At 41.8% G+C, this 24,535-nt stretch carries 19 protein-coding genes; 14 read left to right on the forward strand and 5 right to left on the reverse strand.

Features of this window, described 5'->3' with window-relative positions:
* The first annotated feature begins 5 nt into the window (after positions 1-5).
* The 9 genes from pgmB to tnpA all read left to right on the forward strand — a co-directional run bounded on the left by pgmB (position 6) and on the right by tnpA (position 12,604).
* Positions 6-665, forward strand: coding sequence for a beta-phosphoglucomutase (pgmB, locus tag VS868_RS13445; protein ID WP_345599839.1), 660 nt, complete (start codon positions 6-8; stop codon positions 663-665).
* A 4-nt stretch (positions 666-669) separates the two neighbouring features.
* Positions 670-2,976: a glycoside hydrolase family 65 protein gene (locus VS868_RS13450; protein ID WP_345598267.1), complete on the forward strand. Its 2,307-nt coding sequence runs from the start codon at positions 670-672 to the stop codon at positions 2,974-2,976.
* 10 nt (positions 2,977-2,986) lie between these two features.
* Positions 2,987-4,828, forward strand: a complete 1,842-nt coding sequence (locus tag VS868_RS13455) for a glycoside hydrolase family 13 protein (protein WP_345598269.1) — start codon at positions 2,987-2,989, stop codon at positions 4,826-4,828.
* Between the two features lie 2 nt (positions 4,829-4,830).
* A complete protein-coding gene (locus VS868_RS13460; protein ID WP_345598271.1) occupies positions 4,831-7,239 on the forward strand; it encodes a TIM-barrel domain-containing protein in 2,409 nt (802 codons plus the stop codon).
* 11 nt (positions 7,240-7,250) lie between these two features.
* The gene (locus VS868_RS13465; RefSeq protein ID WP_345598273.1) at positions 7,251-8,687 is read left to right on the forward strand and encodes an alpha-amylase family glycosyl hydrolase; all 1,437 of its coding nucleotides are present in this window, start codon (positions 7,251-7,253) and stop codon (positions 8,685-8,687) included.
* 125 nt (positions 8,688-8,812) lie between these two features.
* On the forward strand, positions 8,813-9,799 hold the full coding sequence (gene pfkA, locus VS868_RS13470) for a 6-phosphofructokinase (protein ID WP_266071033.1): 987 nt from the start codon (positions 8,813-8,815) through the stop codon (positions 9,797-9,799).
* Between the two features lie 21 nt (positions 9,800-9,820).
* Positions 9,821-10,822 carry a type I glyceraldehyde-3-phosphate dehydrogenase gene (gene gap / locus VS868_RS13475; protein ID WP_345598276.1) on the forward strand — a complete coding sequence of 334 codons (1,002 nt, stop codon included), beginning with the start codon at positions 9,821-9,823 and terminating at the stop codon, positions 10,820-10,822.
* Between the two features lie 55 nt (positions 10,823-10,877).
* A complete protein-coding gene (locus VS868_RS13480; RefSeq protein WP_345598278.1) occupies positions 10,878-11,735 on the forward strand; it encodes a BadF/BadG/BcrA/BcrD ATPase family protein in 858 nt (285 codons plus the stop codon).
* Between the two features lie 434 nt (positions 11,736-12,169).
* Positions 12,170-12,604 (forward strand): IS200/IS605 family transposase, encoded by a 435-nt coding sequence (gene tnpA, locus VS868_RS13485; protein ID WP_345598280.1) that lies wholly within the window; start codon positions 12,170-12,172, stop codon positions 12,602-12,604.
* A 129-nt stretch (positions 12,605-12,733) separates the two neighbouring features.
* Here the strand turns inward: tnpA and surE are convergent, their stop codons facing one another.
* On the reverse strand, positions 12,734-13,465 hold the full coding sequence (gene surE / locus VS868_RS13490; RefSeq protein WP_345598282.1) for a 5'/3'-nucleotidase SurE: 732 nt from the start codon (positions 13,463-13,465) through the stop codon (positions 12,734-12,736).
* Between the two features lie 133 nt (positions 13,466-13,598).
* On the opposite strand from surE, the gene VS868_RS13495 reads away from it, so the two are divergent.
* The 4 genes from VS868_RS13495 to VS868_RS13510 all read left to right on the forward strand — a co-directional run bounded on the left by VS868_RS13495 (position 13,599) and on the right by VS868_RS13510 (position 19,113).
* Positions 13,599-14,492 carry a diacylglycerol kinase family protein gene (locus VS868_RS13495; RefSeq protein WP_345598284.1) on the forward strand — a complete coding sequence of 298 codons (894 nt, stop codon included), beginning with the start codon at positions 13,599-13,601 and terminating at the stop codon, positions 14,490-14,492.
* A 401-nt stretch (positions 14,493-14,893) separates the two neighbouring features.
* On the forward strand, positions 14,894-16,174 hold the full coding sequence (locus VS868_RS13500) for an alginate export family protein (RefSeq protein WP_345598286.1): 1,281 nt from the start codon (positions 14,894-14,896) through the stop codon (positions 16,172-16,174).
* A 208-nt stretch (positions 16,175-16,382) separates the two neighbouring features.
* Positions 16,383-18,527 carry a glycoside hydrolase family 97 protein gene (locus tag VS868_RS13505; RefSeq protein WP_345599840.1) on the forward strand — a complete coding sequence of 715 codons (2,145 nt, stop codon included), beginning with the start codon at positions 16,383-16,385 and terminating at the stop codon, positions 18,525-18,527.
* 241 nt (positions 18,528-18,768) lie between these two features.
* The gene (locus VS868_RS13510) at positions 18,769-19,113 is read left to right on the forward strand and encodes a cupin domain-containing protein (protein ID WP_345598288.1); all 345 of its coding nucleotides are present in this window, start codon (positions 18,769-18,771) and stop codon (positions 19,111-19,113) included.
* 51 nt (positions 19,114-19,164) lie between these two features.
* On the opposite strand, the gene VS868_RS13515 is transcribed toward VS868_RS13510, so the two are convergent.
* The gene (locus tag VS868_RS13515; protein WP_345598290.1) at positions 19,165-20,055 is read right to left on the reverse strand and encodes an arsenite methyltransferase; all 891 of its coding nucleotides are present in this window, start codon (positions 20,053-20,055) and stop codon (positions 19,165-19,167) included.
* A 404-nt stretch (positions 20,056-20,459) separates the two neighbouring features.
* Here VS868_RS13515 and VS868_RS13520 point away from each other — a divergent pair, with 404 nt between their 5' ends.
* Positions 20,460-20,678 carry a hypothetical protein gene (locus VS868_RS13520; RefSeq protein WP_266071016.1) on the forward strand — a complete coding sequence of 73 codons (219 nt, stop codon included), beginning with the start codon at positions 20,460-20,462 and terminating at the stop codon, positions 20,676-20,678.
* 67 nt (positions 20,679-20,745) lie between these two features.
* On the opposite strand, the gene VS868_RS13525 is transcribed toward VS868_RS13520, so the two are convergent.
* The 3 genes from VS868_RS13525 to ggt form a co-directional block, all read right to left on the reverse strand.
* Positions 20,746-21,477, reverse strand: coding sequence for an acetolactate decarboxylase (locus VS868_RS13525; protein WP_345598295.1), 732 nt, complete (start codon positions 21,475-21,477; stop codon positions 20,746-20,748).
* 24 nt (positions 21,478-21,501) lie between these two features.
* A complete protein-coding gene (locus VS868_RS13530) occupies positions 21,502-22,365 on the reverse strand; it encodes a hypothetical protein (protein WP_345598297.1) in 864 nt (287 codons plus the stop codon).
* A 332-nt stretch (positions 22,366-22,697) separates the two neighbouring features.
* Entirely contained in the window at positions 22,698-24,404 is a 1,707-nt protein-coding gene (ggt, locus tag VS868_RS13535; RefSeq protein WP_345598299.1) for a gamma-glutamyltransferase, read from the reverse strand.
* Positions 24,405-24,535 lie beyond the last annotated feature (131 nt).

Genomic DNA, 24,535 nt, shown 5'->3' on the forward strand with positions numbered 1-24,535 from the left:
AAATGATGAAGAAATCAAAAGGAATAATATTCGACCTGGACGGAGTAATAGTTGATACCGCAAAGTTTCATTACCTGGCGTGGAGAAAGATGGCCAATGATCTGGGTTTTGATATTACACTTGAACAAAATGAACAGTTAAAAGGAGTGAGTAGAGTGCATTCGCTTGAGCAAATATTGGGCTGGGGGAATAAAACGGTAAGCGAGAGTGAATTTGAACGCCTCATGACCTCCAAAAATGAAGATTACCTCGCAAGGATCGACCACATGGATGAGGCCGATCTCTTACCGGGAGTAAAAAAAGTACTGGATTATTTAACCGAAAACAATATACCGTTTGCACTGGGCTCGGCGAGTAAAAATGCCCGTCCTATATTAAAAGGGTTGGATATTGAAAAAAGGTTTACGGCTATTGTAGATGGAAATGATGTGACTAAAGCCAAACCCAATCCCGAAGTCTTTTTAATTGCTGCTGAAAAACTCGGAATGGCACCCGAAGACTGCATTGTCTTTGAAGATTCTGTTGCAGGTGTTGAGGCAGCTAACGTGGCCGGAATGATAAGCATAGGAATAGGAGATAGTGAAATATTAAAACAAGCGGATTATAATTTCGCAGATTTTACCGAAATAGATATTGATTTTATAGAAAAAATACTTAGAAAGTAAAGAAATGAATCAGGATTATATAAAACCGAATAACTGGTCAATTCTGGAAGAGGGATTTGATGCAGAGAGAGTAGAGTCTTCAGAAAGTCTTTTTAGCATAGGGAACGGTGCTATGGGACAAAGAGCAAACTTCGAAGAATATTACTCCGGAAGCACTTTTCAGGGAAGCTACATAGCAGGAGTTTACTACCCCGATAAAACCAAAGTGGGCTGGTGGAAAAACGGGTACCCCGAATATTTCGCCAAAGTTCTAAATGCTCCAAACTGGATAGGGATCAATGTTTTTATCAATGGGGAAGCCTTAGATCTTGCTACCTGTAAGGAAGTAAAGAATTTCAGAAGGGAACTTAACATGAAAGAAGGCTGGTATGAGCGTAGCTTTACCGCTGTAATGCCAAACGAGCTTGAGGTTTCAGTTAAGGTAATAAGATTCCTTTCCCTAAAACGGAATGAACTGGGAGTGATAAATTATGAAGTCGAGGTTACTAACAGCGACGCAACTATAGTTTTTGAACCTTACCTTGACAGCGGTATCACCAATGAAGATGCAAACTGGGAAGAAAAATTCTGGAAAACCCTCGAGGTAAAAACCAATGAAGACAAAGGCTTCATCACTGCCAAGACGCTAAAAACCGAATTTCACGCCACCGCCTTCATGCAGTCCGGGCTATACAGGAACGGCAGTAAGCAAAATGTTGAAGCTTCCGAAGTGAGCTTTGATGAAAAGGTGATCTTCAGGTACACCACCGAAGCCAAAAAGGGTGAAAAAATTGCCCTTCACAAGTTCGCTGGGTATGTGACCGATATGAACCACAAGCGAGACCAGCTTGTACAGGCTGCTACTTCAGTTCTTGATGCTGCTGTTGATGCCGGATTTGAAAACCTGCTCAACGAACAAAAAGAAGCCTGGGCTTCAATCTGGGAAACTGCCGATATCGCTATTCAGGGTGATGTGAAAGCACAGCAGGGCATCAGGTTCAATATTTTCCAGCTTAACCAAACTTACCTTGGCGAAGATGCCCGCCTCAATATTGGGCCTAAAGGTTTTACCGGCGAAAAATACGGCGGTAGTACTTATTGGGATACCGAAGCCTATTGTATTCCTTTTTATATGGCTACAAAAAACCAGTCGGTTGCAAGAAACCTGCTTACCTATAGATATAACCATCTCAACAAGGCCATTGAAAATGCCGAAAAACTGGGCTTTTCCAATGGAGCGGCACTGTACCCAATGGTAACGATGAATGGGGAAGAGAGCCACAACGAATGGGAGATCACTTTTGAAGAAATTCACAGGAATGGTGCTATGGTCGTGGCCATTAAAAGGTATGTAGACTACACAGGTGACTTTAGCTATATTCCCGAAAAAGGACTTGAAGTAATGATCGCTATTGCAAGGTTCTGGCAACAGCGCGCAAACTACAGCACAAAAAGAGATAAATATGTGATACTTGGTGTCACCGGCCCTAATGAATATGAGAACAACGTAAACAATAACTGGTATACCAATTACCTGGCTAAATGGTGTATAGATTATTGTATGGAAAGTCTTGAAAAGGTTAAATCTGAATATGCTTCAGATTATGAAAGGCTAATGGCTAAGACCGCCCTTTCTGCTGAAGAGTTAGCCGAATGGAAAGAAGTTTCAGAAAAGATGTATTTCCCTTATTCCGAAGAGTATAAAGTATTCCTGCAACAGGATAATTTCCTCGATAAGGAGATCATCCCGGTATCCGAATTACCTAAATCTCAGCGGCCTATTAACCAGAAGTGGAGCTGGGACAGGATTTTGCGTTCCTGTTATATCAAACAGGCCGATGTGCTGCAGGGATTCTACTTCTTTGAAGATCAGTTTTCAAAAGAAGAGCTTGAAAAGCATTTTGATTTCTATGAGCCCCTTACTATTCATGAATCTTCCCTTTCGCCCTGCGTGCACAGCATACAGGCCGCGGCTTTGGGCAGAATGGAGCAGGCTTACGAATTCTACCTTAGAACCTCAAGGCTAGATCTAGACGACTATAACAACGAGGTGAAAGAAGGCTGTCATATTACAAGTATGGCTGGTACCTGGATGAGTATTGTTGAAGGTTTCGGCGGAATGCGCGTGCTCAACGGAACTCTGTCTTTTAATCCGCAAATTCCTGAAGGCTGGGAAAGCTTCTCGTTCAAGCTCAACTTCAGAAATCAAATCTTAAAAATTAATGTGGCACCGGGTAAAACAAGTTTCTCACTTGAAGGTGATAAACCTCTGGAGATCCTGGTAAAAGGGAAACCGGTCAAAGTTGAACCCAGTGTGCCCGTCACCGTCTAAAATGGCAATTATGAAAAACTATATTTTCCTCTTCTTCTTCCTGTTTGGGGTATCTGTAAATGCCCAGATAGAGAGGGTAGAACCGCCTTTTTGGTGGAGCGGCATGAACCGATCAGAAATTCAGTTAATGTTCTACGGAAATAATATTGCTGAATATTCAGTTTCTACTCCTTCAGAAATGATAGTGAGTAATATTAGAAAGACCGAAAACCCAAATTACCTTTTTGTAACTGTGCAGACTGAAGGTCTTAAGCCTGCTACTTACAACATCAGGTTATCCAAAAAGGGCAAAAAAAGCATGTCTTATCCCTTCGAGCTGAAGCAGCGCGAACCGGGATCGGCTCTCAGGGAAGGTTTTGATGCGTCAGATGCTATTTACCTTATCATGCCCGACAGGTTTGCCAATGCCAATCCTTCTAATGATTCGCATCCTCAACTTCAGGAAAAAGCCGACAGGAGCAATCCCGGGGGCAGGCATGGTGGCGATATAGAAGGTATCATACAAAACCTTGATTATTTAGAAGATCTTGGAGTTACTGCCCTTTGGAGTACGCCTTTGCTTGAAGATGATGATCCTGCTTACTCTTATCACACCTATGCACAAAGTGATGTGTATAAAATTGATCCGCGTTATGGCACTAATGAAGATTACCGTCGCCTGGCTACCGAGATGGAAAAGCGCGATATGAAGTTGATCATGGATTATGTGACCAATCACTGGGGCGCAGAGCACTGGATGATCAAAGATTTGCCGACTTATGACTGGGTGCACCAGTTTCCTGGCTATAAGAATTCAAACTACCGCATGACCACGCAATTCGATACCCACAGCTCTAAAGTGGATACAGAATTAAATGAGAACGGCTGGTTTACATCTACAATGCCCGATCTTAACCAGAGCAACCCGTTGGTGCTGAATTACCTTATCCAAAATGCCATTTGGTGGATAGAATATTCAGGTCTGGATGGTTTTAGGGTAGATACATATTCTTATAATGAGAAGGAAGGCATTTCTAAATGGACTAAAGCAGTAATGGATGAATATCCAAATTTCAACATTGTAGGAGAGGTCTGGATGCACGATCAGGCGCAAATTTCATACTGGCAAAAAGATTCTCCTGTTGGAGCTATTCAAAGCTATAATTCCTACCTGCCATCAGTAATGGACTTCACGCTTCACGATGCTATCATGGTGATGTTCAATGAAGATGAACAAAGCTGGGCAGATGGTATGGTAAGGGCTTATGACAATTTTGCCAACGACTTTCTCTACAATGATATTTACAACCTTTTAGTGTTTGCGGCAAACCACGATACCAACCGTATTAATGAAGAGTTTGATGGCGATGTTGATAAATACAAACTCGCCATGACGCTTATTTTAACCACTCGTGGCATTCCGCAGTTATATTATGGAGATGAGATTGGCATGCGCGGCGACAAACCTGCAAAAGGAGATGCCGATATTCGCAGGGATTTCCCCGGAGGCTGGGCTGGAGATGAGCAAAACGCTTTTACTGAAGCCGGAAGAACCCAACAACAGAATGAATACCATTCGTTCACCAAAAAACTGCTGAATTACCGTAAGAACAACGAGGTAATTCATACCGGAAAGTTGTTGCAGTACGCTCCGCTTGAGAATGTTTACGTTTACTTCAGGTATAATGAAAATGACAGGGTAATGGTGGTGATCAACAATAACCCTGAAGCTCAACCCCTTGATCTTACTCGTTTTGCTGAAGGTTTGGCTGGCGCAACTTCAGGAAAAGATATTATTTCGGGAGAACAGATCTCTCTTGATCAAAATCTTGAAGTTTCAGGGAAATCCCCGCTCGTACTTGAACTAAAATAATCATGATAAACTTCCTGCTGAAAGACCTCTCTAAAATGGCATTTTTGAATGTCCTTCTTTTGATGTCTTTCTCTTTATTCGCTCAAAACCCGGAAAGAATTTTCCGGGAAGTAGCGAAAACCGAATCGGGCGTTGAGGTTTCAACAAGCGACGGTAAATATATCTTCAGGTATTTTACGCCCGAGGTCGTTGAGACTGCTTTTATTCCTTCGGGAGAAGAATATATGGAGAAATCGCACGCCGTGGTGCTTGAGCCACAGGCGGTTAATTTTACTGTTTCCGAAGAAAATGATACCGTCATTATTGATTCTGAAGGTCTTGATATTGTGGTGTCAAAAATGCCATTTCAGGTAACCTATTTTTTTGAAGGGGAAAAGGTGATTTCAGAAAAAACTGGTTATTCAAAAGGGGAGGAGCTTGAAAAGATAGATTTCAACCTTACTGAAGCCGAAGTGTTGATGGGCGGTGGCGCCCGTGCCCTGGGAATGAACAGGCGTGGGAACCGGCTGGAGCTATACAACAGGGCACATTACGGCTACGAGACCAAAAGTGAACTGCTCAACTTTACATTGCCCGTGGTGCTGTCTTCAGAAAAGTATCTTTTGCACTTTGATAATGCACCAATCGGCTTTCTTGACCTGGACAGCAGTTTTAGCAATACTTTGAGCTATGAGACTATTGGCGGGAGAAAGACTTACCAGCTGGTGGTGGGAAAAACCTGGGAAAATATTGTTGGTAATTACACTTTATTAACCGGAAGGCAGCCTTTGCCGCCGCGTTGGGCGCTGGGGAATTTTTCAAGCCGTTTTGGCTATCATTCCCGCAGGGAAGTGGAGGAAACCATTGAGAAATTCAGGGAAGAAGAAATTCCGGTAGATGCCGTGATCATTGATCTCTTCTGGTTTGGGCATGAAATTACCGGGACTATGGGAAATCTCGAATTTGTAACAGATTCTTTTCCCAATCCTGAAGAAATGATGCACAATCTGGCGCAGGACGGGGTGAAAACCGTGCTGGTGACCGAACCTTTTATTCTCACCACCTCAAACCGTTGGGAAGAAGCCGTGCAAAATGATGTTTTAGCAAAAGATTCCCTCGGAAAGCCTTTTACCTATGACTTTTACTTCGGAAACACCGGCTTAATTGACATTTTTGAGCCCGGGGCACAAAAGTGGTTCTGGAATATTTATAAAGAGCTCACCCAAATGGGTGTTGGCGGCTGGTGGGGCGACCTGGGAGAACCCGAAGTTCATCCTGAAGATCTTATACACGCGACGGGCACTGCAAATGAAATGCACAATATTTATGGGCATTACTGGGCCAAATTAATACATGAAGGTTATGAAAATGCCTTTTTAGACCAGCGGCCGTTCATATTAATGCGCGCCGGGGCTGCAGGGTCACAGCGGTTTGGCTTAATGCCGTGGTCTGGCGATGTGAACAGGAGCTGGGGCGGCTTAAAACCACAGCCAGAAATTTCACTACAAATGGGATTACAGGGGCTCGCCTATATGCACTCCGATCTCGGCGGATTTGCAGGTGATAACCTGAATAACGAATTGTATGTAAGATGGTTGCAATATGGGGTATTTCAGCCTATTTACCGGCCACACGCCCAGGAAGAAGTGCCTTCAGAACCTGTTTTTAGAGAACAACGTACCAAAGAACTGGCTAAAAAAGCGATCGAACTCCGTTACAAACTCCTGCCTTACAATTACACCCTGGCTTTCAGGAATTCTACCGAAGGATTGCCGCTTATGCGACCACTGTTTTTTGAAGAACCGGATAACTTCAGGCTTTACTCGGTGGCAGGTACTTACCTGTGGGGTAAGAACTTCTTGATTTCGCCTGTACTTCAGGAGAATATTAAGGAACAGGAGGTGTATTTTCCGAAGGGATCTAACTGGTTCGACTTTTATTCAGGAAAAAAATATTCGGGGGGCAGTACGGCTACAATTCAGCTGCAAGAAGAATATATACCAACTTTTGTAAGAGGCGGCGCCTTTGTTCCCATGGCAAAACCTATGCAAACCACGCAGAATTTTTCCGCAGAAGATGCAGAGCTACATTACTTTTATGACAGGGAAGCCGGTGAAACTGAAGACATCCTTTATCATGATGACGGTAAAACTCCCGAAACTTTTGCGACCGGGGATTACGAGCTTCTTTATCTAAAAAGCCGAAAAGAAGACAATAAACTACAGCTTAGCATTTCAAAGAAGGCCGGCAAAGAGGGGAGATCTTCAGAATTCAAAGAAATAGATCTCATTATTCATAATTTGCAGCGCAAGCCAAAAGAAATCCTGGTACGCGGGAAAAAAATTCCTTTCGAATACCATGCAAACGAGCAACGGGCTGTATTACCCGTAGCTTTAAAAGAAAATAATACAACCCTTACATTTATTAATTAAACCTTTTTCACATGAAAAAAATTTCAATTTTATTACTGGGCATATTAACCCTGGCTTCCTGTAAAAATGAGCCGGAGCAGGGTGCAACCGAAGTTCAGGAGGAGCAGAGCATTGCGCCTGTTGACAACGAGACTTTGGAGTCGGCAGTGATTTACGAAGCCAACATACGGCAATATTCTCCCGAAGGTACTTTTGATGCTTTTACACAAGACATTCCGCAGCTAAAAGATTTAGGAGTGAAAGTTATTTGGTTAATGCCAGTTTACCCAATTTCTGAAGTGCGAAGAAAAGCTACCGGCGATTTGAGTATCGAGGATATTGAAGATCCTGAAGAAAGAAAGAAATACCTCGGAAGCTACTACGCTATTGCCGATTATACCGAGGTAAATCCTGAATTTGGAACTAAAGAAGACTTTGATGAGCTGGTGAAAACTGCACATGAGAACGGTATGTATGTTATTCTTGACTGGGTGGCAAACCACACAGGATGGGACCACTCATGGCTTGAAGAGCATCCAGATTTCTACACTCAAAATGACAAGGGAGAGCCTGTAGACCCTTTAAATCCTGAAACGGGAGAATCATGGGGATGGACAGACGTAGCCGATCTTAACTATGACAATAAGGAACTTTGGGAGGCTATGACCGCCGAAATGAAGTACTGGGTAGATGAGCACAATATTGACGGTTTTAGGGCCGATGTTGCCGGGGAAGTACCTACCGAATTCTGGGATCAGGCAGTGCCCAGGCTTCAGGAAACAAAACCGGTTTTCATGTTGGCAGAGTCTGAAGATAAAGATTTGTTCCACAATGCGTTTGACATGGGGTACAACTGGGAAGGTCATCATTTAATGAACCAAATGGCCCAGGGAGAAGTAACTGTTGAGGCATGGGATGCGTATATGAAAAAGATAGATACTACATATCAACAGGATGATTACCTCATGAACTTTGTGACCAACCACGATGAGAATTCCTGGAACGGTACAGTTCGCGAAAGAATGGGAGATGCTTCCGAAGCTATGGTTGCCCTCACTTACACACTTCCTGGTATGCCTTTGATCTACAGCGGGCAGGAATATGATATGGACAAGAGATTAAGGTTCTTTGAAAAAGACACCATTCCTAAAACCAAAGGAACTATGTGGCCACTACTCGAAAAACTGGGACAGCTTAAAGCTACAAATGAGGCGCTTCACGGTGCAAAAGAGGCAGCAGGTTATAATAGACTACAAACTTCGGCTGACAAGCAGGTTTTGGCTTTTGAACGTGAAAATAATGGAGAGAAGCTTATCTATATAGCAAACCTTTCAGATAAACCGGTCGATTTTACCGTTGAGATGGAAAGTGAACTGCAAGCTTATCTTGGTAAAAAAGATTTTAAAACGCAGAAAAATGACCAATATCATTTCGGCCCTTGGGAATATGTAATATTAGCAGATAATTAATAAATACCCCAAAAAAAATAGAAAAAAGTCTCAAAAATGGGGCTTTTTTCTTTTTTATTAACCGAAAACGTTTGAGAAGTTTAATACATTAGGTTATCTTATATAATTGAAATAGCTTTACATGGATGTTAGAGAATATTAAAAAAATCGGGGTTTTAACTTCGGGAGGCGATGCTCCCGGAATGAATGCAGCAATTAGAGCTGTGACCCGAAGCTGTGCTTACTACGATATAGAGTGTATAGGAATTTACAGAGGCTTTCAAGGTCTTATTGAAGGGGAGTTTGAGGTGCTCACTGCCCGTTCTGTAAGAAATGTCATTAATAAAGGCGGAACCTTTCTCAAATCGGCCCGGTCCCAGGAATTCAGGACCAAAGAAGGTCGTGCAAAAGCTTTTGAGAAACTGCAGGAAGTCGGTATTGATGCGCTTGTGGTTATTGGCGGGGACGGTACTTTTACCGGGGCCATACACCTGCAGCAAGAACACAATATCCCCATTGTAGGAATTCCCGGAACTATTGATAACGATATTAACGGGACCGATTATACCATTGGTTACGATACTGCTTTGAATACGGTGGTTGACGCTATTGACAAAATACGCGATACCGCCAGTTCTCATGACCGCCTTTTCCTTGTTGAAGTGATGGGCCGCGATGCCGGCGACATAGCTTTAAACAGTGGGATAGGAGCCGGGGCCGAAGAGATCCTTATTCCCGAAGAAGACATGGGAATTGACAGAATGATGGAATCTCTCATGAAAAGCCGGAAATCTGGTAAAACCTCCAGCATTATTGTAGTAGCCGAAGGTGAAAAAAGCGGAAAGAACATTTTTGAACTTGCCGAATTTATTGGCGAAAACCTCACAGGCTATGATATTCGGGTTTCGGTGTTGGGCCACATGCAAAGAGGTGGTGCGCCAAGTTGCTATGACAGGGTGCTTGCAAGTAAACTGGGCGTAGGTGCCGTTGAAGCCATCCTTAGGGGAGAAAGTGGCGTCATGGTAGGAATAACCAATAAAATTGTAACGTCGGTGGACTTTGAGGTTGCCATTAAAGGCCGAAGGCCACTAGATAAAGAATTGAGAAGGGTGTTGAATATCACCACCGTATAATTTAAATTAAATTCAAATATTATGAGTACTAAAATAGGAATAAACGGATTTGGTCGAATTGGAAGAATCGCTTTTAGAATTGCCAGCGAAAGAGAAGATGTAGAAGTTGTGGGAATTAACGACCTGCTGGATGTAGACCATCTTGCATATCTTTTAAAATATGACTCAGTTCACGGAAACTTTAATGGTACTGTGGAAATTGATGGTGGTAATCTTGTTGTGAACGGGAAAACCGTGCGCATTACTGCCGAAAAAAATCCTGAAGATCTTAAATGGGACGAAGTTGGTGCCGAGATCGTGATGGATTGTACTGGTATTTTCACTACTAAAGATACTGCAGCAAAACACCTTACTGCAGGTGCTAAAAAAGTGGTGATCTCAGCTCCTTCAAAAGATGCTCCAATGTTCGTGATGGGGGTTAACCATCAGGATATCACAGCAGATGATAAAGTTGTTTCAAATGCGTCATGTACAACCAACTGTCTTGCGCCATTGGCTAAGATCGTTGACGATGAGTTTGGTCTTGTAGAAGGTCTTATGACTACAATTCACGCTACTACAGCTACACAAATGACAGTAGATGGTCCTTCCAGAAAAGACTGGAGAGGTGGTAGAAGTGCTTTGATCAACATTATCCCATCGTCTACCGGAGCAGCTAAAGCAGTTGGAAAAGTAATTCCAAAACTTGACGGGAAACTAACTGGTATGGCTTTTAGAGTTCCTACAGCCGATGTTTCTGTAGTTGACCTTACAGTGAGAACTGAGAAAGCTGCCTCTTACGAAGATATCAAAGCAGCCTTCAAAAAAGCTGCCGAAGGTCCTTACAAAGGAATTCTTTCTTATACCGAAGAACAAGTAGTATCTCAAGACTATGTGTCTAACCCTCACGTTTGTAACTTTGATGCAGGTGCAGGTATCGCCTTGAATGACAACTTCTTTAAGTTGGTAGCATGGTATGACAATGAGTATGGATATTCAGCTAAATTAGTAGACCTGTCTGCTCACGTAGCTTCACTTAAGTAATTAATTAGAAAAAGCCCTGATATTTTCTTTCAGGGCTTTTTGATACTTTCCTACTATGATTTTAATAGCAGACGGAGGCTCCACAAAGTGTGACTGGATCTTACTAGATTCGAAAGGGGAGCAAATCATGAAAACGCGCACCAAAGGACTTAATCCTGCAGTGTTCAAAACCGAAGTACTTCAGGCAAGACTGGAGGAAAATATTGACTTAAGCCAGGTAAAAGAAAAAGTACAAATGGTACATTTCTACGGTGCAGGATGTGGTACCCCTAAACCTACAGCCTTACTGCAATCTATTCTTAGTTCATTCTTCTCGGGTGCCACTGAAGTAAAGGTACAGGAAGATATGGTGGCTGCTGTATATGCAGTTACCGATAAGCCGGGCATAGTATGTATACTTGGAACCGGTTCCAACAGTTGTTATTACGACGGGAAATCTATAAGAACAGCCGCAGATTCTCTCGGTTTTATTCTAATGGATGAAGCTAGCGGAAATTACTTCGGAAAAAGGCTTATCAGAGATTACTACTATAAGAAAATGCCGAAGAAACTCGCCGAGATCTTCGAAAAAGAGTACGATCTTTCTTCAGATGCCATAAAAGAGAACATTTACAAAAAGGATAATCCCAATACATATCTTGCTCATTTTGCTGAATTCATCTTTAAAAATGAAAGAAATGGATATTTCTATCAGCTAATAGCCGAAGGGATGCAAAACTTTATTGAACATAGAGTGCTTTGCTTCAAAGAAGCTCAAAATGTGCCAATACATTTTGTAGGTTCAATCGCTTATTTTTCCCAGGATATTATCAAAGATTCTTTACAGCCATACAGGCTTGAGGCGGGTAATTTTGTACAGCGGCCAATAGATGGAATTCTTGATTACTATAGAAAACACATCATAGGAAAATAACTTTTTACCTTCCAGTTTTTTTACATAGCAGCTGCCTCTCATAGGTGGCTGCTATTTTTTATAAAGTCTCTAAAATGTCATTTCTGAAGATCTTTTTTCTGAAAGAGAATCTTTCAGCTGAAACTGATAAGAAAGAAGATTCAGCCTTTTAAGATCTGGTTTATCTGAAGCCTTTTTCTTCGGAAAAAGTATTTTTAATCATTGCATTTTTTACTGACAAAAGAAACTATCTGCTTCAGTTTACTTTATTCTAAGGGGGTAAATACTCCGAGGCTTGCCTCGTTAGTAAATGTTTAAAGTCTGAAAACGTGTTCTCCTATATAATGCTCCGTGGGCTTGCCCCGGAGAAATTTATTGGTCTCAGGTTAGGGTCTTAAACCCTGCAATTTTATTGCAGAACTTTAGTAGTGCGAAAAAATCTATAATTTCGTAAAATGAGTAGCACTCAGAGAAAAGGATCTCATACAGTGAGCAGATTAACCTGTCATCTTGTTTGGGTTACAAAGTACAGATATAAGGTTTTGCAAGGCGATATTCAAAAGCGTTGTAGGGAGCTTCTGATTCAAATATGTGAAGCTGAAGGAATAGAGATTCTTAAAGGAGTGGTCAGTTCTGATCATGTTCATATGCACGTAGAATATGCTCCCAAGACAAATGTTAGTTACATAGTGAAACAATTGAAAGGCAGATCTTCACGCAAGCTGCAACAAGAATTTCCACAGCTAAAAGAGCGGTATTGGGGGCAACACTTTTGGGCAAGCGGATATAGAGTTTGGAGCACGGGCAATGTCACTGACAAGATGGTCAATGACTATTTGGAGCACCATCGCCGAGACAGTTCTGATAATTCCAATTTCATATTGGAATAAACTTGGGGACTTTCAGTCCCCAGTTAGAAAAACCTCTGCACTTTCAGTGCAGAGTGGTTTAGTAACAAAATACCTTTCAAAAATGTCATTTTTGAAAGGTATTTTAAAAAACTATTTCCGAAGAAGGTATTATCCTTTCCCATTTTTCGCATCGTAGATCTTTTTATCGGTAAGGTCGAGGATCATTGGGGTAATGCTGGTTTTGCCGTGTTTTACGGCCCATCTGTCGGTGCCTTCTTCCACTTCTTCAATTGGGAAAACTGTAAACCAGTAGTGTTCGCGGCCCATAGGGTCTTCCTGCTGTACAACCTTGCCGTCATAATGGCGTACCGACTGGCAGGTCCAGACTATTTCGCCTTCAGGATTTCTCGGGAAATTGATGTTGAGCAATTCCATAGAAGATTCATTCATCACTTCTTTCAGCGAAGCTACAACATGGGGCTCTAAATTGTCGAAATCGGGTTCGTTTTCGCCGACGGAGACACTCAGCGCAATTCCGCGGATCCCAAAAAGCACCGCCTGCCGGGCAGCAGAAAGTGTCCCCGAATGCCACGCCGAATTCCCAAGGTTAGCACCAATATTGATCCCCGAAAGTACAATGTCAATATCATCAAACAAATGAACGCCCAGCGCTACACAATCGGCCGGGGTCCCACTCACCCTGTATGCTTCCATTCCTTCAAAGTGAATGGGGGATTTCTTATAAGTAATGGGCCGTGCCGAAGTTATTGCCTGCCCCATAGATGACTGTTCAACATCGGGTGCCATAACGATTACCTCGCCGTATTTTGAAGCACATTTGGCCAGGCACGAAAGGCCGGGACTATATATTCCGTCGTCATTGGTTACCAGTATTTTCATAATGCAATTGTTTTTGGTCTTATTCCTGAAATTACAAAACTTTAGCAAAACATGAAACGAGAGAATTATAAGTCTGTGTTAACGAGCCTTTTTAACTCCTGTCAGCATCTTATATTTGAAGTAAACTCGCGTCATGAAAAAAGCTATTCTCGTTCATAATCCAACAGCCGGTAGTGGGAATCATGATAAAGAAAATCTTGTTAAGCAGGTAGAAAAAGCCGGTTTTGAAGTGTCTTATTTCTCAACCAATGATCCTTTTATGAAGCGATTTACCCACAAGCAAGCCAATGTGATTTTTGTAGCAGGGGGTGATGGTACGGTGCAAAAGTTTGCTGAGTTCATGCTCGAAGCCAAAGAGGGTATAAAGCAGGTGCCCGTGCAGGTGCTGCCTTATGGTACCGCCAATAATATAGCTACAACGCTCGGTATAAAAGTTCCGGAAGAAGGAATTACAACACAAAATACGAAAACAGGCTTTGATATTGGCATAGTGGAGGGAGTTGAAGAGGCCGGTTTTTTTATTGAGGGTATAGGTTGTGGTATTTTTCCAAAACTGGTTCGCGAAATGAAAGCTCTTGATGATGATGAAAAACAGGATGAGATAAAGAAGTCCCGCGAAACATTGGTGAAGGTCATAGATTCTTACGAAGCCCGCGAAGCAATTATTATTGCCGATGATAAAGAGATCACAGGGAAATTCCTTCTCATAGAGCTTATGAATATCAGGTATATTGGGTCCAATATTGAACTCGCTCCCAACGCCGAGACCGGAGACGGATATTTTGAACTGATAACAGTGCGGGAGGAAAGAAGAGAGGAACTAAAATTATATATACAAGATCATCTTAATGAAAGGAATACAGCTAAAAAACTGGAAGATTTTGCCGATCTACTCAAGGTGAAGTCGCTTCGCCTCAAGTGGAAAGGTAAAGATGTACATATTGATGATGAGATTATTGAAGACTACCGGGAGGAAGAGATCAGGGTGGAAAATCGAAAAGGATTTTTCACATTTTTGACACCTTAAAATGAATTTTTCGTAATCTTCTGAAATAAACAAAGATTGCTCCGCCCAATTTCTTACGAAGCTTGTAGCGAACTGAGTATGGGTGTGTTTTTCAGAAGAATTAATATTGTACACACTTCTGTACAGCCTCAAAAATGGCATTTTTGGCAGGTAATTTCTACGGAAGCTTTCGCGTTCCGTTTCTTGATTCTTGTTGTATTCTGCTTCTGAAGAATTTCAATTGAGCTGAGTTATTATTTATAACTTCCGAAGAAAATGGATACGTTTTATACCCTTTTTGAGAGGTAAATGATGTGGAGGGTTCATTTTTATTGGCTGGAGGTGCAAAAGCAGCAGTATGAGCGAGATCATATTGAATAAGGATATTTTTGTCTTCTTTTGTGCAATAAAATTATATTCTCATGAAACGCAGCCTCCTGCTTTTTACAGCACTTTTGACCTTTTTTTCTACTACTGCACAAACTTTTGAAGCCGATCTGCAAATTCGGCCACGTTTTGAATATCGAAACGGATACAAAACCCTTTTATCTGAAACCGCAGATCCTGCTGCACAGGTTTCCCAACGCAGCCGTTTGACCCTGGGTTACCAGGATGAAGAACTTCTGGTAAAATTTTCGGGACAGAGTGTTGGCGTATGGGGAGATGCACCAACCATGCGTCTTGAAGATAACAATACTTTTTCACTTTTTGAAGCCTACGGGCAGTATCAGGCGAGTCCAAATTTCCTGTTTCGGGTTGGGCGGCAGGTACTTTCTTACGACAATCAACGGATTCTTGGAGAGGTGAACTGGGCCCAGCAGGGGCAAAGTCATGATGCAGCCTTGCTTTCATGGAAACTTGCTTTAAATCACAGGCTCGATGTGGCCGCGGCTTACAACGCCCAAGCCGAGACCATTATTGACGCGCCTTACCTCGTGAATTCTTATCAAAACCTGCAAATGGCCTGGTACCACATGGATTTGAATAATGTTGGTTTTAGCTTTTTGCTGATGAATACAGGTTATGAATTTGACACCGTACAACAGGATAGGGAGGTAGATTACATCCAGACTTTTGGGGCTTTTCACAATTTTGTCTCAGGGAAATTTTTTGGAGATTTAGGGGTTTACGGCCAGGCCGGAAGCCGCAATGACAAAGATGTTTCTGCCTTGTATGCCGGGCTTAACCTCAATTATAAATTGAACAAAAACTGGAAAGCAGGCCTGGGAGGAGAGTACCTCTCAGGAACCGATATGGACGATGCTTCGGGAGAAAATAAGTCTTTCACTCCGCTTTTTGGAACCAACCATGCCTTTAACGGGCATATGGACTATTTTTACGTGGGCAACCACCAGAATTCAGTCGGTTTGCTGGACCTCTACGGAAAGTTATCCTATGTCACTTCTAAATTTGAATTTTCGGTGGTACCACATGTCTTTTCTTCAGCAGCAAAAATAGTAGATGTCGCTGGAAATGAACAGGACAGCTACCTGGGTACCGAGATCGACCTTTCTGCCGGATACAAATTCAGAAAGGACTTTGGTATAAACTTCGGATATTCTCAAATGTTTGGAAGTGATTCGCTGGAGATCCTAAAAGGTGGTGACAGTGGGCAGGCACAAAACTGGGCTTGGGTAATGCTGAATTTTAGTCCGAAGATTTTCAGTTTTACTAAAACCCAAAATCCCGACGCAGGTATTTAATTTAAGAAATAATATTTCAGCATTAAAAGCTGTCTAAAAAGTAATGTTTGTTGCCTTCTGATTCATTTTCATAACCACTACTGAACAGCTTTTTAGACAGCTTTTTTAAATTTATTAAGTTGTGAGAAGTGTGCATTTCTTCTATATAAGAAGCATTATATTTGTCTTTCAAATCAACGATTAATATTACAAAATGAGAAAATTGAAGATGAAGCAGTTACTAATGATTACCTGCCTTTGGTTAGGTTTTACCGCACCGGCAGTAGCTCAAAAAGTTGCGTCTCCCAATGGGGAAGTGCAAATGCAATTTGAGTTGCTTGAAGACGGTACTCCTGCATATAGCCTTTCTTACAAAGGGAAACCTGTGGTTAAAACCAGTACCCTGGGCTTTAAAATAAAAGATGATGAACATTCCCTACTTAATGATTTTGAAGTAATTGAACGGGAAGAATCTCAGTTTGACGAGACCTGGGAGCCTGTTTGGGGAGAAGAGAGCGAGATTTTGAATAAATACAACGAACTCGCGGTAGTACTCAACCAAAAATCTACCAATCGTGAGATGATCATCCGGTTTCGGGTGTTCAATGACGGACTTGGTTTTAGGTATGAATTTCCGCAGCAGCAAAACCTGGGGCACTTTATCGTAGAAGATGAAAAAACCCAGTTTGCCATGACAGGAGATCATACAGCGTTTTGGATCCCGGGAGATTACGACACCCAGGAATATGATTATATTGAATCAAAACTTTCTGAAATTAGAGGAGAAATGGAAGGTTCTATTACAGATAACCTTTCCCAAACCTCATTTTCGGATACCGGCGTGCAAACTTCACTCTTGATGAAAACAGATGAAGGACTTTACATCAATCTGCATGAAGCTGCTTTGCTTGATTATTCTGCAATGCACCTGGAGCTGGATGATGAGAACATGATCTTTGAATCATGGCTTACCCCCGATGTAACCGGAAATAAAGCTTACATGATCGCGCCGGGAAAAACTCCCTGGAGAACGATTATTGTGAGCGATGATGCCCGTGATATTCTGGCTTCAAGAATGACCTACAACCTTAACGATCCTGTAGCTATTGACGATACTTCATGGATAAAACCGGTAAAATATGTAGGCGTATGGTGGGAAATGATCACCGGGAAAAGTTCCTGGCATTACACCAACGACTTTCCTGCTGTAAAACTGGGGGAGACCGATTATGAGAATGCCACTCCCAATGATACCCACGGGGCAACCACAAAAAATGTAAAGCGGTATATTGACTTTGCTGCGAAACACGGCTTTGACGGAGTGCTTGTAGAAGGCTGGAATATTGGATGGGAAGACTGGTTTGGGAATTCTAAAGATTATGTTTTCGACTTTATGACTCCGTATCCAGACTTCGATCTGGAGGAAGTAAGGGATTATGCAAAAAGCAAAGGTGTTGAGATGATCATGCACCACGAGACCTCTTCTTCGGTAAGAAATTATGAGCGTCACCTCGATTCTGCATACCAGTTCATGAAAGACCACGGCTACAATGCTGTAAAAAGTGGATATGTGGGTGATATCCTGCCAAGAGGGGAGAACCACTACAGCCAGTGGCTGGTAGATCACTATCAATATGCCATTGAAAAAGCCGCCGATTATGAGATCATGGTGAACGCTCACGAGGCGGTAAGACCTACAGGAATTGCCCGCACCTGGCCAAACCTCATTGGAAACGAATCGGCTCGCGGTACCGAGTATCAGGCTTTTGGTGGTTCAAAGCCAAACCACGTGACGGTACTTCCTTTTACAAGGCTAATTGGCGGACCTATGGATTACACTCCGGGGATCTTTGAGATGGACATTAGCAAAGCAAATCCCGACAATGATTCGTGGGTAAACAGTACAATCGCCAATCAATTGGCTTTGTATGTAACCATGTATTCTCCACTTCAAATGGCAGCCGATTTTCCTGAAAATTACGAGCGCTTTATGGATGCATTCCAGTTTATTAAAGATGTAGGAATGGATTGGGAGAAGAGTGTTTACCTTGAAGCTGAACCGGGGGATTACATTACCATTGCCAGGAAAGAAAAAGGAACCAACGACTGGTTTGTAGGAAATGTGAATGGTGAAACGCCAAGAACTTCAAAGATTAAATTTGAATTCCTTGACGGCGACAAAACCTATATCGCCACGATATATTCAGATGCTAAAGATGCGCATTACAAAGATAATCCGCAGGCATATGAGATCAGGAAAGTTGTGGTGAACAATAAATCAAAATTAAAACAAAGATCGGCTTCGGGAGGTGGTTATGCCATCAGCATCATGGAAGCAGATAAATCTGAAACCAGAGGCCTTAGAAAACTGTAGTAGAAATAAAATCTTCTGAAGAACCGCTTAAAATGTCATTTTTAAGCGGTTTTTTTTATTGCTGTTTCTGAAAAAACCTGATTGGGCTTTTTTAATTTCAGTTATACTGAAGCGGAATGAATTCACAGGGAAATACCTTCTTCTGAAGTATTGAAATCAGAAATAAATGTTAGCATTCTGTTTAAGTTACAGTGTTCTCCTGAAGTTTTTGTACTTTATAATTTAAATCAAATAATAGATTATGAAAACTGCTTCTTTACTTAAAGATCTCGAATATAATGATCAAAAACCTGCAGTTAAAGTGCTGTTAGATACCGATAGCAGCAGGGAAATAAGAATAGCTATGAAAAAAGGCCAGGTCATGAAAGAACATAAAACTCCTTATCCTATTGTGGTGGAACTTTTTGAGGGTGCCATAAATTTTGGGGTAAACGGCGAAGTGCACACCATCAACAAAGGAGATTTACTTTCATTGGAGGGCGATATACCTCACGATCTCAAGGCCGAAGAGGATAGTATAGTGCGGCTCACGCTGTCAAAATCTGATACTGCCGAGAGGGTGAAAGGTGTAGCTGAAGGTTCTTAGGAGAAAATAAAACCTGCGCAAGGATTTTTACACTTTGCGCGGGTTTAGCGTTTAGCAGCAACCAGAATCGGGAGTACAGCATGCACCCTGCGATTGGAGGTCTACCATTTTTAATTTCGGTTTATCTTTTACAGCGCCCGGTTTTTCTGCATAAACCGTAATACTAAAGATCCCGGTTGCTCCTTGCTTAAAGGCGGTCATATCTTCCTTAGAAAGATATTTCTTCAGAATATCATCGGGGATGGTAATAGGTTTTTCCTTTTGAAGAGTTACATTTTTGAAACCTGCATCTTTAATGTGCTGCAGGTAATCCTCTTTTTGGATGGCTCCGGCCACACATCCCGCATACATTTCTGCGTCTTCACGTAAAGCTTCAGGCAATTCCCCCACTAAGACAGTATCCGAAATACTAAAATGCCCGCCAGGTTTTAAAACCCTGTAGATCTCTTTAATTACTTTCGGCTTATCGGGTACCAGGTTAAGTACGCAGTTACTCACAATCACATCGGCGCTATCTTCATTCACCGGCATTTCGTCAATATCTCCTTCGCGGAATTCTACGTTGTTAAAACCAAGTTTTTCGGCATTAATACGGGCTTTTGCGATCATGGCAGGAGTAAAATCTATACCAATCACCTTACCTTCCGGCCCTGTTTCGTGTCGGGCTACAAAGCAGTCGTTTCCGGCACCCGATCCAAGATCTATTACGGTATCGCCCTTTTTAATACCTGCATATTGAGTAGGTAGTCCGCAGCCAAGGCCCAAATCGGCCTCTTCAACGTAACCACCGGTTCCCGTGTAATCATCCATCATGATGTTGTACACTTTATTTGAAGGTGTTGTTGCACCACAGCAGGAAGCAGCGTTCTCTGCTTTTCCCTGTTCGGCAATTTTTGCATATCGCTCCTTTACCGAATTCTTAAGTTCCTGATCCCTGTTCATATTTTAAAGTTTTGGAATAACAGTTTTTATACTCATTGTAATATTACGATAAATACTTCAGATGAGAAAATACTGCGGATTTTTTCTTCGGAAATTAAAAATAGATATTAAGACCGATCTGGGTTTTGTATTGTCTTGCTCAATGCCAGCAGCACTTTTCAGCAGAAGAAGGGAAAGCAAAATTCTATTTCATGCTTCGAAATCCCTTACTAATTCAAAGCGGCTGAATTTCTTAAAAATATAAATTCCCCATATATTCAGAGTACTATAGCCAGAAAAATAGTTCCTAAAAAGCTCATTTTTGACACTTTATGTAAAAATTTGTTTTCCTAATAAAAAGTTAATTGCTACATTTGGCTCTGCTTCCCTACGGCAAACAAGTGTTAACTCCAAATTCCAGACTGATGGAAAAGGTAATTGTTGCTGTGATCACAACTGTATTTTGTTCACTTTTTTGTTCTAAAACTGATAGGGAAGAGCCTGCCGTAAGTGCTAAGGGGGGCGGAAGCCAGTCCCGTATTCTCGATCCTCTTGAGGAGGTTGGCGCCCACGGATTTTACCCTGATTCAAAACCGACTGCTTACTGGGCTACCGATAGTTGTTTTTCTACTTACGGTAAATAAGAAAAACAACCCTTCAAAAATGCCATTTTTGAAAGGTTTCCTTTTAATGCTATTACCTGGGTAAAGATTATTGCTGTGAGTGACCTTCCGGGAGGTACAAGCTCATATTTTCGATTTGCAGCTCATCTAAATGTCCCATCTTGAGTTCATCGGCAGTGATAAGATGCATGTGTGTGTTGGAATCGTGATGCGTAAAAACTCCTTTGTGTTCTGTAGAATAAAATCCGATGATTTCTGCTTTTTCATTTTTAATGTCATAATCAACCTGATTCTCATGTGCTTCAGCCGGGGATGAAACTTTTGCTCCTTCCGGCAGGTTTAACACATGGATTTTTCCATGGGCTACAGTTCCTTTCAGTTTAAAAGCAAAGGGACTGCTGATTTTAGAAGTTCTTTCTCCAATATATTTTTCCACATCCTGAATAGTTGCAATACTGTCCGGTAATACAATTTCTTCCCATTTATCTACATTTGAATACACAAAGAAAGGTGCCGATGCATCATAGCTTTTCTTTACTTCTAAACTTCCGTTTGTTGTTACTCTTGAAATATAATTTTTCCCATCGTTGATAAGAAGTTCGCCCTGAAGATGGCTTAAGGGCCCCAAACCGTAAAGACCTGTTTTATTTGCAATGGTGTCGAGGGAGAGCCTGTCTTGCAGGTCTCCTTTAAGCATTACATTTCTCATGGCTCCAATAATATTCACTGCAGCATGTTCTTCTGTTGGTTCTTTTTTTGGTGAAAGGCAACTTAAAATCGTCAAGGTAAGTATTGCAATAAACGGTTTCTTAAAAGTCATATTTTTGAGTTGAAGAGTAAAAATTTATTTGAACAAAAATTTGAACCACTGCCCAAAATTCTTGCTTAAAAGGTGAGTTTTTGAAGGCTTTAACTCCCGGGATTTTAGATTTTCTATAATTTGATTCATTGACTTGCCCTGCACATAATCAAGTCTTTTCCACTTTTCGGGCTCTAGATAAAAGAGATCTTGGAATTGCTTGTAATTCGTTTCATCGATCTGCCTCCACTTGTCCAGAAAGATCTCCCTGTTCACCTGTTGCGAATGCCCCCAGTTGGAGAACTTTGTCTTTATTTCGTCTTCACTTCTCGATAAACATTCATGTATAACAATATGCGGAACGTAGATTACCCTTTGTTTGGTGTTTCTCCCTGTGACATAATCGGGATAGTTGGTGGCAAATTTTTGATTGCGGGGTTTTGATACGTACAAAATACCATTCCTGGTATATTTATAAAGGTTAATATAATAACCTGCAATCTGGATTCGGTTATTTTCGGGGTTTTCGAGATACTTGTTGCGCGATCTCAGGGCCTCGGCAAAAGCTTTAAAATCTATAAAGTATTCATCACTGTCTACCTGTATCAGCCAGTTTCCTATACCCATTTTTGAAGCCAGCATTTTTCTTTCCCTTACCTCATTTTCCATAGGGGAGAGATTAGGATGAAAAAAGTCATCTCTGTAAATACTGATCTTATTTTCTGTGTCGAAAGTCTCAAGCCAGTCAAAAAATTGCTCCTCAACCTGAAACTTGCTGCCCGTCCACGTTCTTAGATCTTTGTCGAGCGCAATGATGATAGAATCCGCTTCGCTGTACACCAATGGGAGGGAGGTTTTGAGTAACCGGTAATCATAAGACATTAAAAAACCAACCTGAATTTTATTCATTTTGCTGATATAAGCTGTTGTTTTTTCTGAAAAGTACAGCCGGTACTTTTTCTCTTACTGAAGTAGAATTTCCCCTTGAATGCTGATTTTTCATAAGAAACATTTAATTTTAAATCAATTTAAGATTTTTTCTAAAACCTGCAGGTAGTTGTGTTTTATCATAACTCATTTACAGTTCCTCATTATTCAAATTAGCTTTTACACAGATAATTTTCAATTAATCAAAGCAGGCCGTGAATGTAAAGCCGCTGTTGCGAATGGTATGTGGTTCCATGTAAAGCCAATTTATTTAAATATTAACTCCTCAGAGTTGCTTTTGTGTTTAATACCAATTAAAATCCTGCTGCAGCGTCATCTCCGCGTGGATCTGCACCAGCTTCCAGCTTTCCATTAGGCAATACAAGAATGGCATCTACTTTTCCAATAATGGTAGATTCTCCCACTTGAATGTTATAGCCTTTTTGCTGTAGCGTATTCAATGTAGTTTTAGAAAAACCATTCGGTTCAAAACGCACTTCGTCCGGTAGCCATTGATGGTGGAAACGTGGTGCATTTACCGCCTGTTGCATTCCCATCCCAAATTCATTCACGTTAAGAATGGTTTGCATGACAGAGGTAATGATCGTAGAGCCTCCCGGTGAACCAAGTACCATATAAAGTTCTCCTTCTTTCTCTACAATTGTTGGTGTCATAGAGCTTAGCATTCTCTTTTGGGGCGCTATTGAATTGGCTTCGGCTCCTACCAGCCCAAACATATTGGGCACTCCCGGTTTAGCACTAAAGTCGTCCATTTCATTGTTCAGGAAGAAGCCCAGTTCTTCTATGTAGAGCTTTGATCCATAAGCACCATTTAAGGTAGTAGTCACTGAAACTGCGTTTCCTTCAGCATCAACGATAGAGTAGTGGGTGGTTTCGAGACTTTCGGCAACCGGGATATTTCCATGGCCAATTGAGGTAGAAGGAGTAGCTTTTTGAAAGCTGAAACTACTCATACGCTCCTGGAGATAATCTTCGTTCAGCAGCATTTCCGAAGGAATATCAACAAAATCGGGATCACCAAGATAAAAGCCACGATCGGCATAGGCTCTTCTTTCAGCCTCTGTGATCACCTGTATGGCCTCTACCGAGTTATGACCATACTCGTGAAGAGGGTAGGGGCGAATCATCTTCATAATTTGTCCCATCACAATGCCGCCACTTGATGGAGGAGACATTGAGATCACCCTGAGATCATCATAGGTGAAAGTTACGGGATCCCGCCATTTCACCTGGTAGGCAGCAAGATCATCCATGTTGATAATTCCGCCTTTTTCCTGAAGAAATTGTACCAGTCCTTGTGCCGTTTCACCCGAATAAAATTCTTCACTGCCTTTTGTAGCAAGTCTTTGAAGGGTTGCAGCCAGCGCAGGATTTTTAAGGGTGTCTCCTGCTTCATGAGCTCTGGCAAAGAGCACGTTCTCATGATTGGCTTTAATGATAGAGTTCCTGTGGTATGCCAGGGCAGCAGCCTGTTTGGCAGTTACCACAAAACCCTGCTGAGCCAGCGCAATTACCGGGGCCAGAATCTGTTCTACAGGCATGCTACCAAACTTTTCATGTACGGCAAAAATTCCGGCTACGGTTCCGGGGACTCCAACGGCCAGTCCGCCAAAACGGCTTTTTTGAGGATCTACATTACCAAGACTGTCCAGATACATATTGCGGTCTGCACCCAAGGGGGCTTTTTCCCGAAAATCAAGGGCACCGGTTTCGCCATTTTTGAGCCTGTACACCATAAAGCCACCCCCGCCCAAATTCCCGGCGTATGGATAAACCACTGCCAAAGCCATTTCGGTAGCTACCATGGCATCAAAGGCATTACCGCCCTGCTTTATGATCTCCAGGCCTATTTCTGAAGCTTCTTTACGGGCCGAGACCACCATTGCGTGCTCTGCTGTTAACCCGCGTTCTGCCGGAGCAGAAAACTCTTGAGGTTCTTTCGGAATTTTGCAGGACTGCTGAAGAATAATCAGTAGGAAAAAGACAAAGTATTTCTTCATGTATTGAGATTTTTCACGACCAGGAGGCTAAACTAAGGCAAAATAATAAATAGCTAAATAAAAACAGTTCAAAACCCTGCCTGAAGTATTCTCCTCATTCTCTGTTCTTTTGCGGTAAATAAGCTACAGGG

Source organism: Salinimicrobium sp. 3283s (assembly GCF_039602225.1).
Taxonomy (GTDB): domain Bacteria; phylum Bacteroidota; class Bacteroidia; order Flavobacteriales; family Flavobacteriaceae; genus Salinimicrobium; species Salinimicrobium profundisediminis.

What these genes read in the sequence shown, in the direction of transcription:
- pgmB (WP_345599839.1), top strand. Translation starts at nt 6, where the DNA reads ATGAAGAAATCAAAAGGAATAATATTCGACCTGGACGGAGTAATAGTT.
- VS868_RS13450 (WP_345598267.1), top strand. Translation starts at nt 670, where the DNA reads ATGAATCAGGATTATATAAAACCGAATAACTGGTCAATTCTGGAAGAG.
- VS868_RS13455 (WP_345598269.1), top strand. Translation starts at nt 2,987, where the DNA reads ATGAAAAACTATATTTTCCTCTTCTTCTTCCTGTTTGGGGTATCTGTA.
- VS868_RS13460 (WP_345598271.1), top strand. Translation starts at nt 4,831, where the DNA reads ATGATAAACTTCCTGCTGAAAGACCTCTCTAAAATGGCATTTTTGAAT.
- VS868_RS13465 (WP_345598273.1), top strand. Translation starts at nt 7,251, where the DNA reads ATGAAAAAAATTTCAATTTTATTACTGGGCATATTAACCCTGGCTTCC.
- pfkA (WP_266071033.1), top strand. Translation starts at nt 8,813, where the DNA reads ATGTTAGAGAATATTAAAAAAATCGGGGTTTTAACTTCGGGAGGCGAT.
- gap (WP_345598276.1), top strand. Translation starts at nt 9,821, where the DNA reads ATGAGTACTAAAATAGGAATAAACGGATTTGGTCGAATTGGAAGAATC.
- VS868_RS13480 (WP_345598278.1), top strand. Translation starts at nt 10,878, where the DNA reads ATGATTTTAATAGCAGACGGAGGCTCCACAAAGTGTGACTGGATCTTA.
- tnpA (WP_345598280.1), top strand. Translation starts at nt 12,170, where the DNA reads ATGAGTAGCACTCAGAGAAAAGGATCTCATACAGTGAGCAGATTAACC.
- surE (WP_345598282.1), bottom strand. Translation starts at nt 13,465, where the DNA reads ATGAAAATACTGGTAACCAATGACGACGGAATATATAGTCCCGGCCTT.
- VS868_RS13495 (WP_345598284.1), top strand. Translation starts at nt 13,599, where the DNA reads ATGAAAAAAGCTATTCTCGTTCATAATCCAACAGCCGGTAGTGGGAAT.
- VS868_RS13500 (WP_345598286.1), top strand. Translation starts at nt 14,894, where the DNA reads ATGAAACGCAGCCTCCTGCTTTTTACAGCACTTTTGACCTTTTTTTCT.
- VS868_RS13505 (WP_345599840.1), top strand. Translation starts at nt 16,383, where the DNA reads ATGAAGCAGTTACTAATGATTACCTGCCTTTGGTTAGGTTTTACCGCA.
- VS868_RS13510 (WP_345598288.1), top strand. Translation starts at nt 18,769, where the DNA reads ATGAAAACTGCTTCTTTACTTAAAGATCTCGAATATAATGATCAAAAA.
- VS868_RS13515 (WP_345598290.1), bottom strand. Translation starts at nt 20,055, where the DNA reads ATGAACAGGGATCAGGAACTTAAGAATTCGGTAAAGGAGCGATATGCA.
- VS868_RS13520 (WP_266071016.1), top strand. Translation starts at nt 20,460, where the DNA reads ATGGAAAAGGTAATTGTTGCTGTGATCACAACTGTATTTTGTTCACTT.
- VS868_RS13525 (WP_345598295.1), bottom strand. Translation starts at nt 21,477, where the DNA reads ATGACTTTTAAGAAACCGTTTATTGCAATACTTACCTTGACGATTTTA.
- VS868_RS13530 (WP_345598297.1), bottom strand. Translation starts at nt 22,365, where the DNA reads ATGAATAAAATTCAGGTTGGTTTTTTAATGTCTTATGATTACCGGTTA.
- ggt (WP_345598299.1), bottom strand. Translation starts at nt 24,404, where the DNA reads ATGAAGAAATACTTTGTCTTTTTCCTACTGATTATTCTTCAGCAGTCC.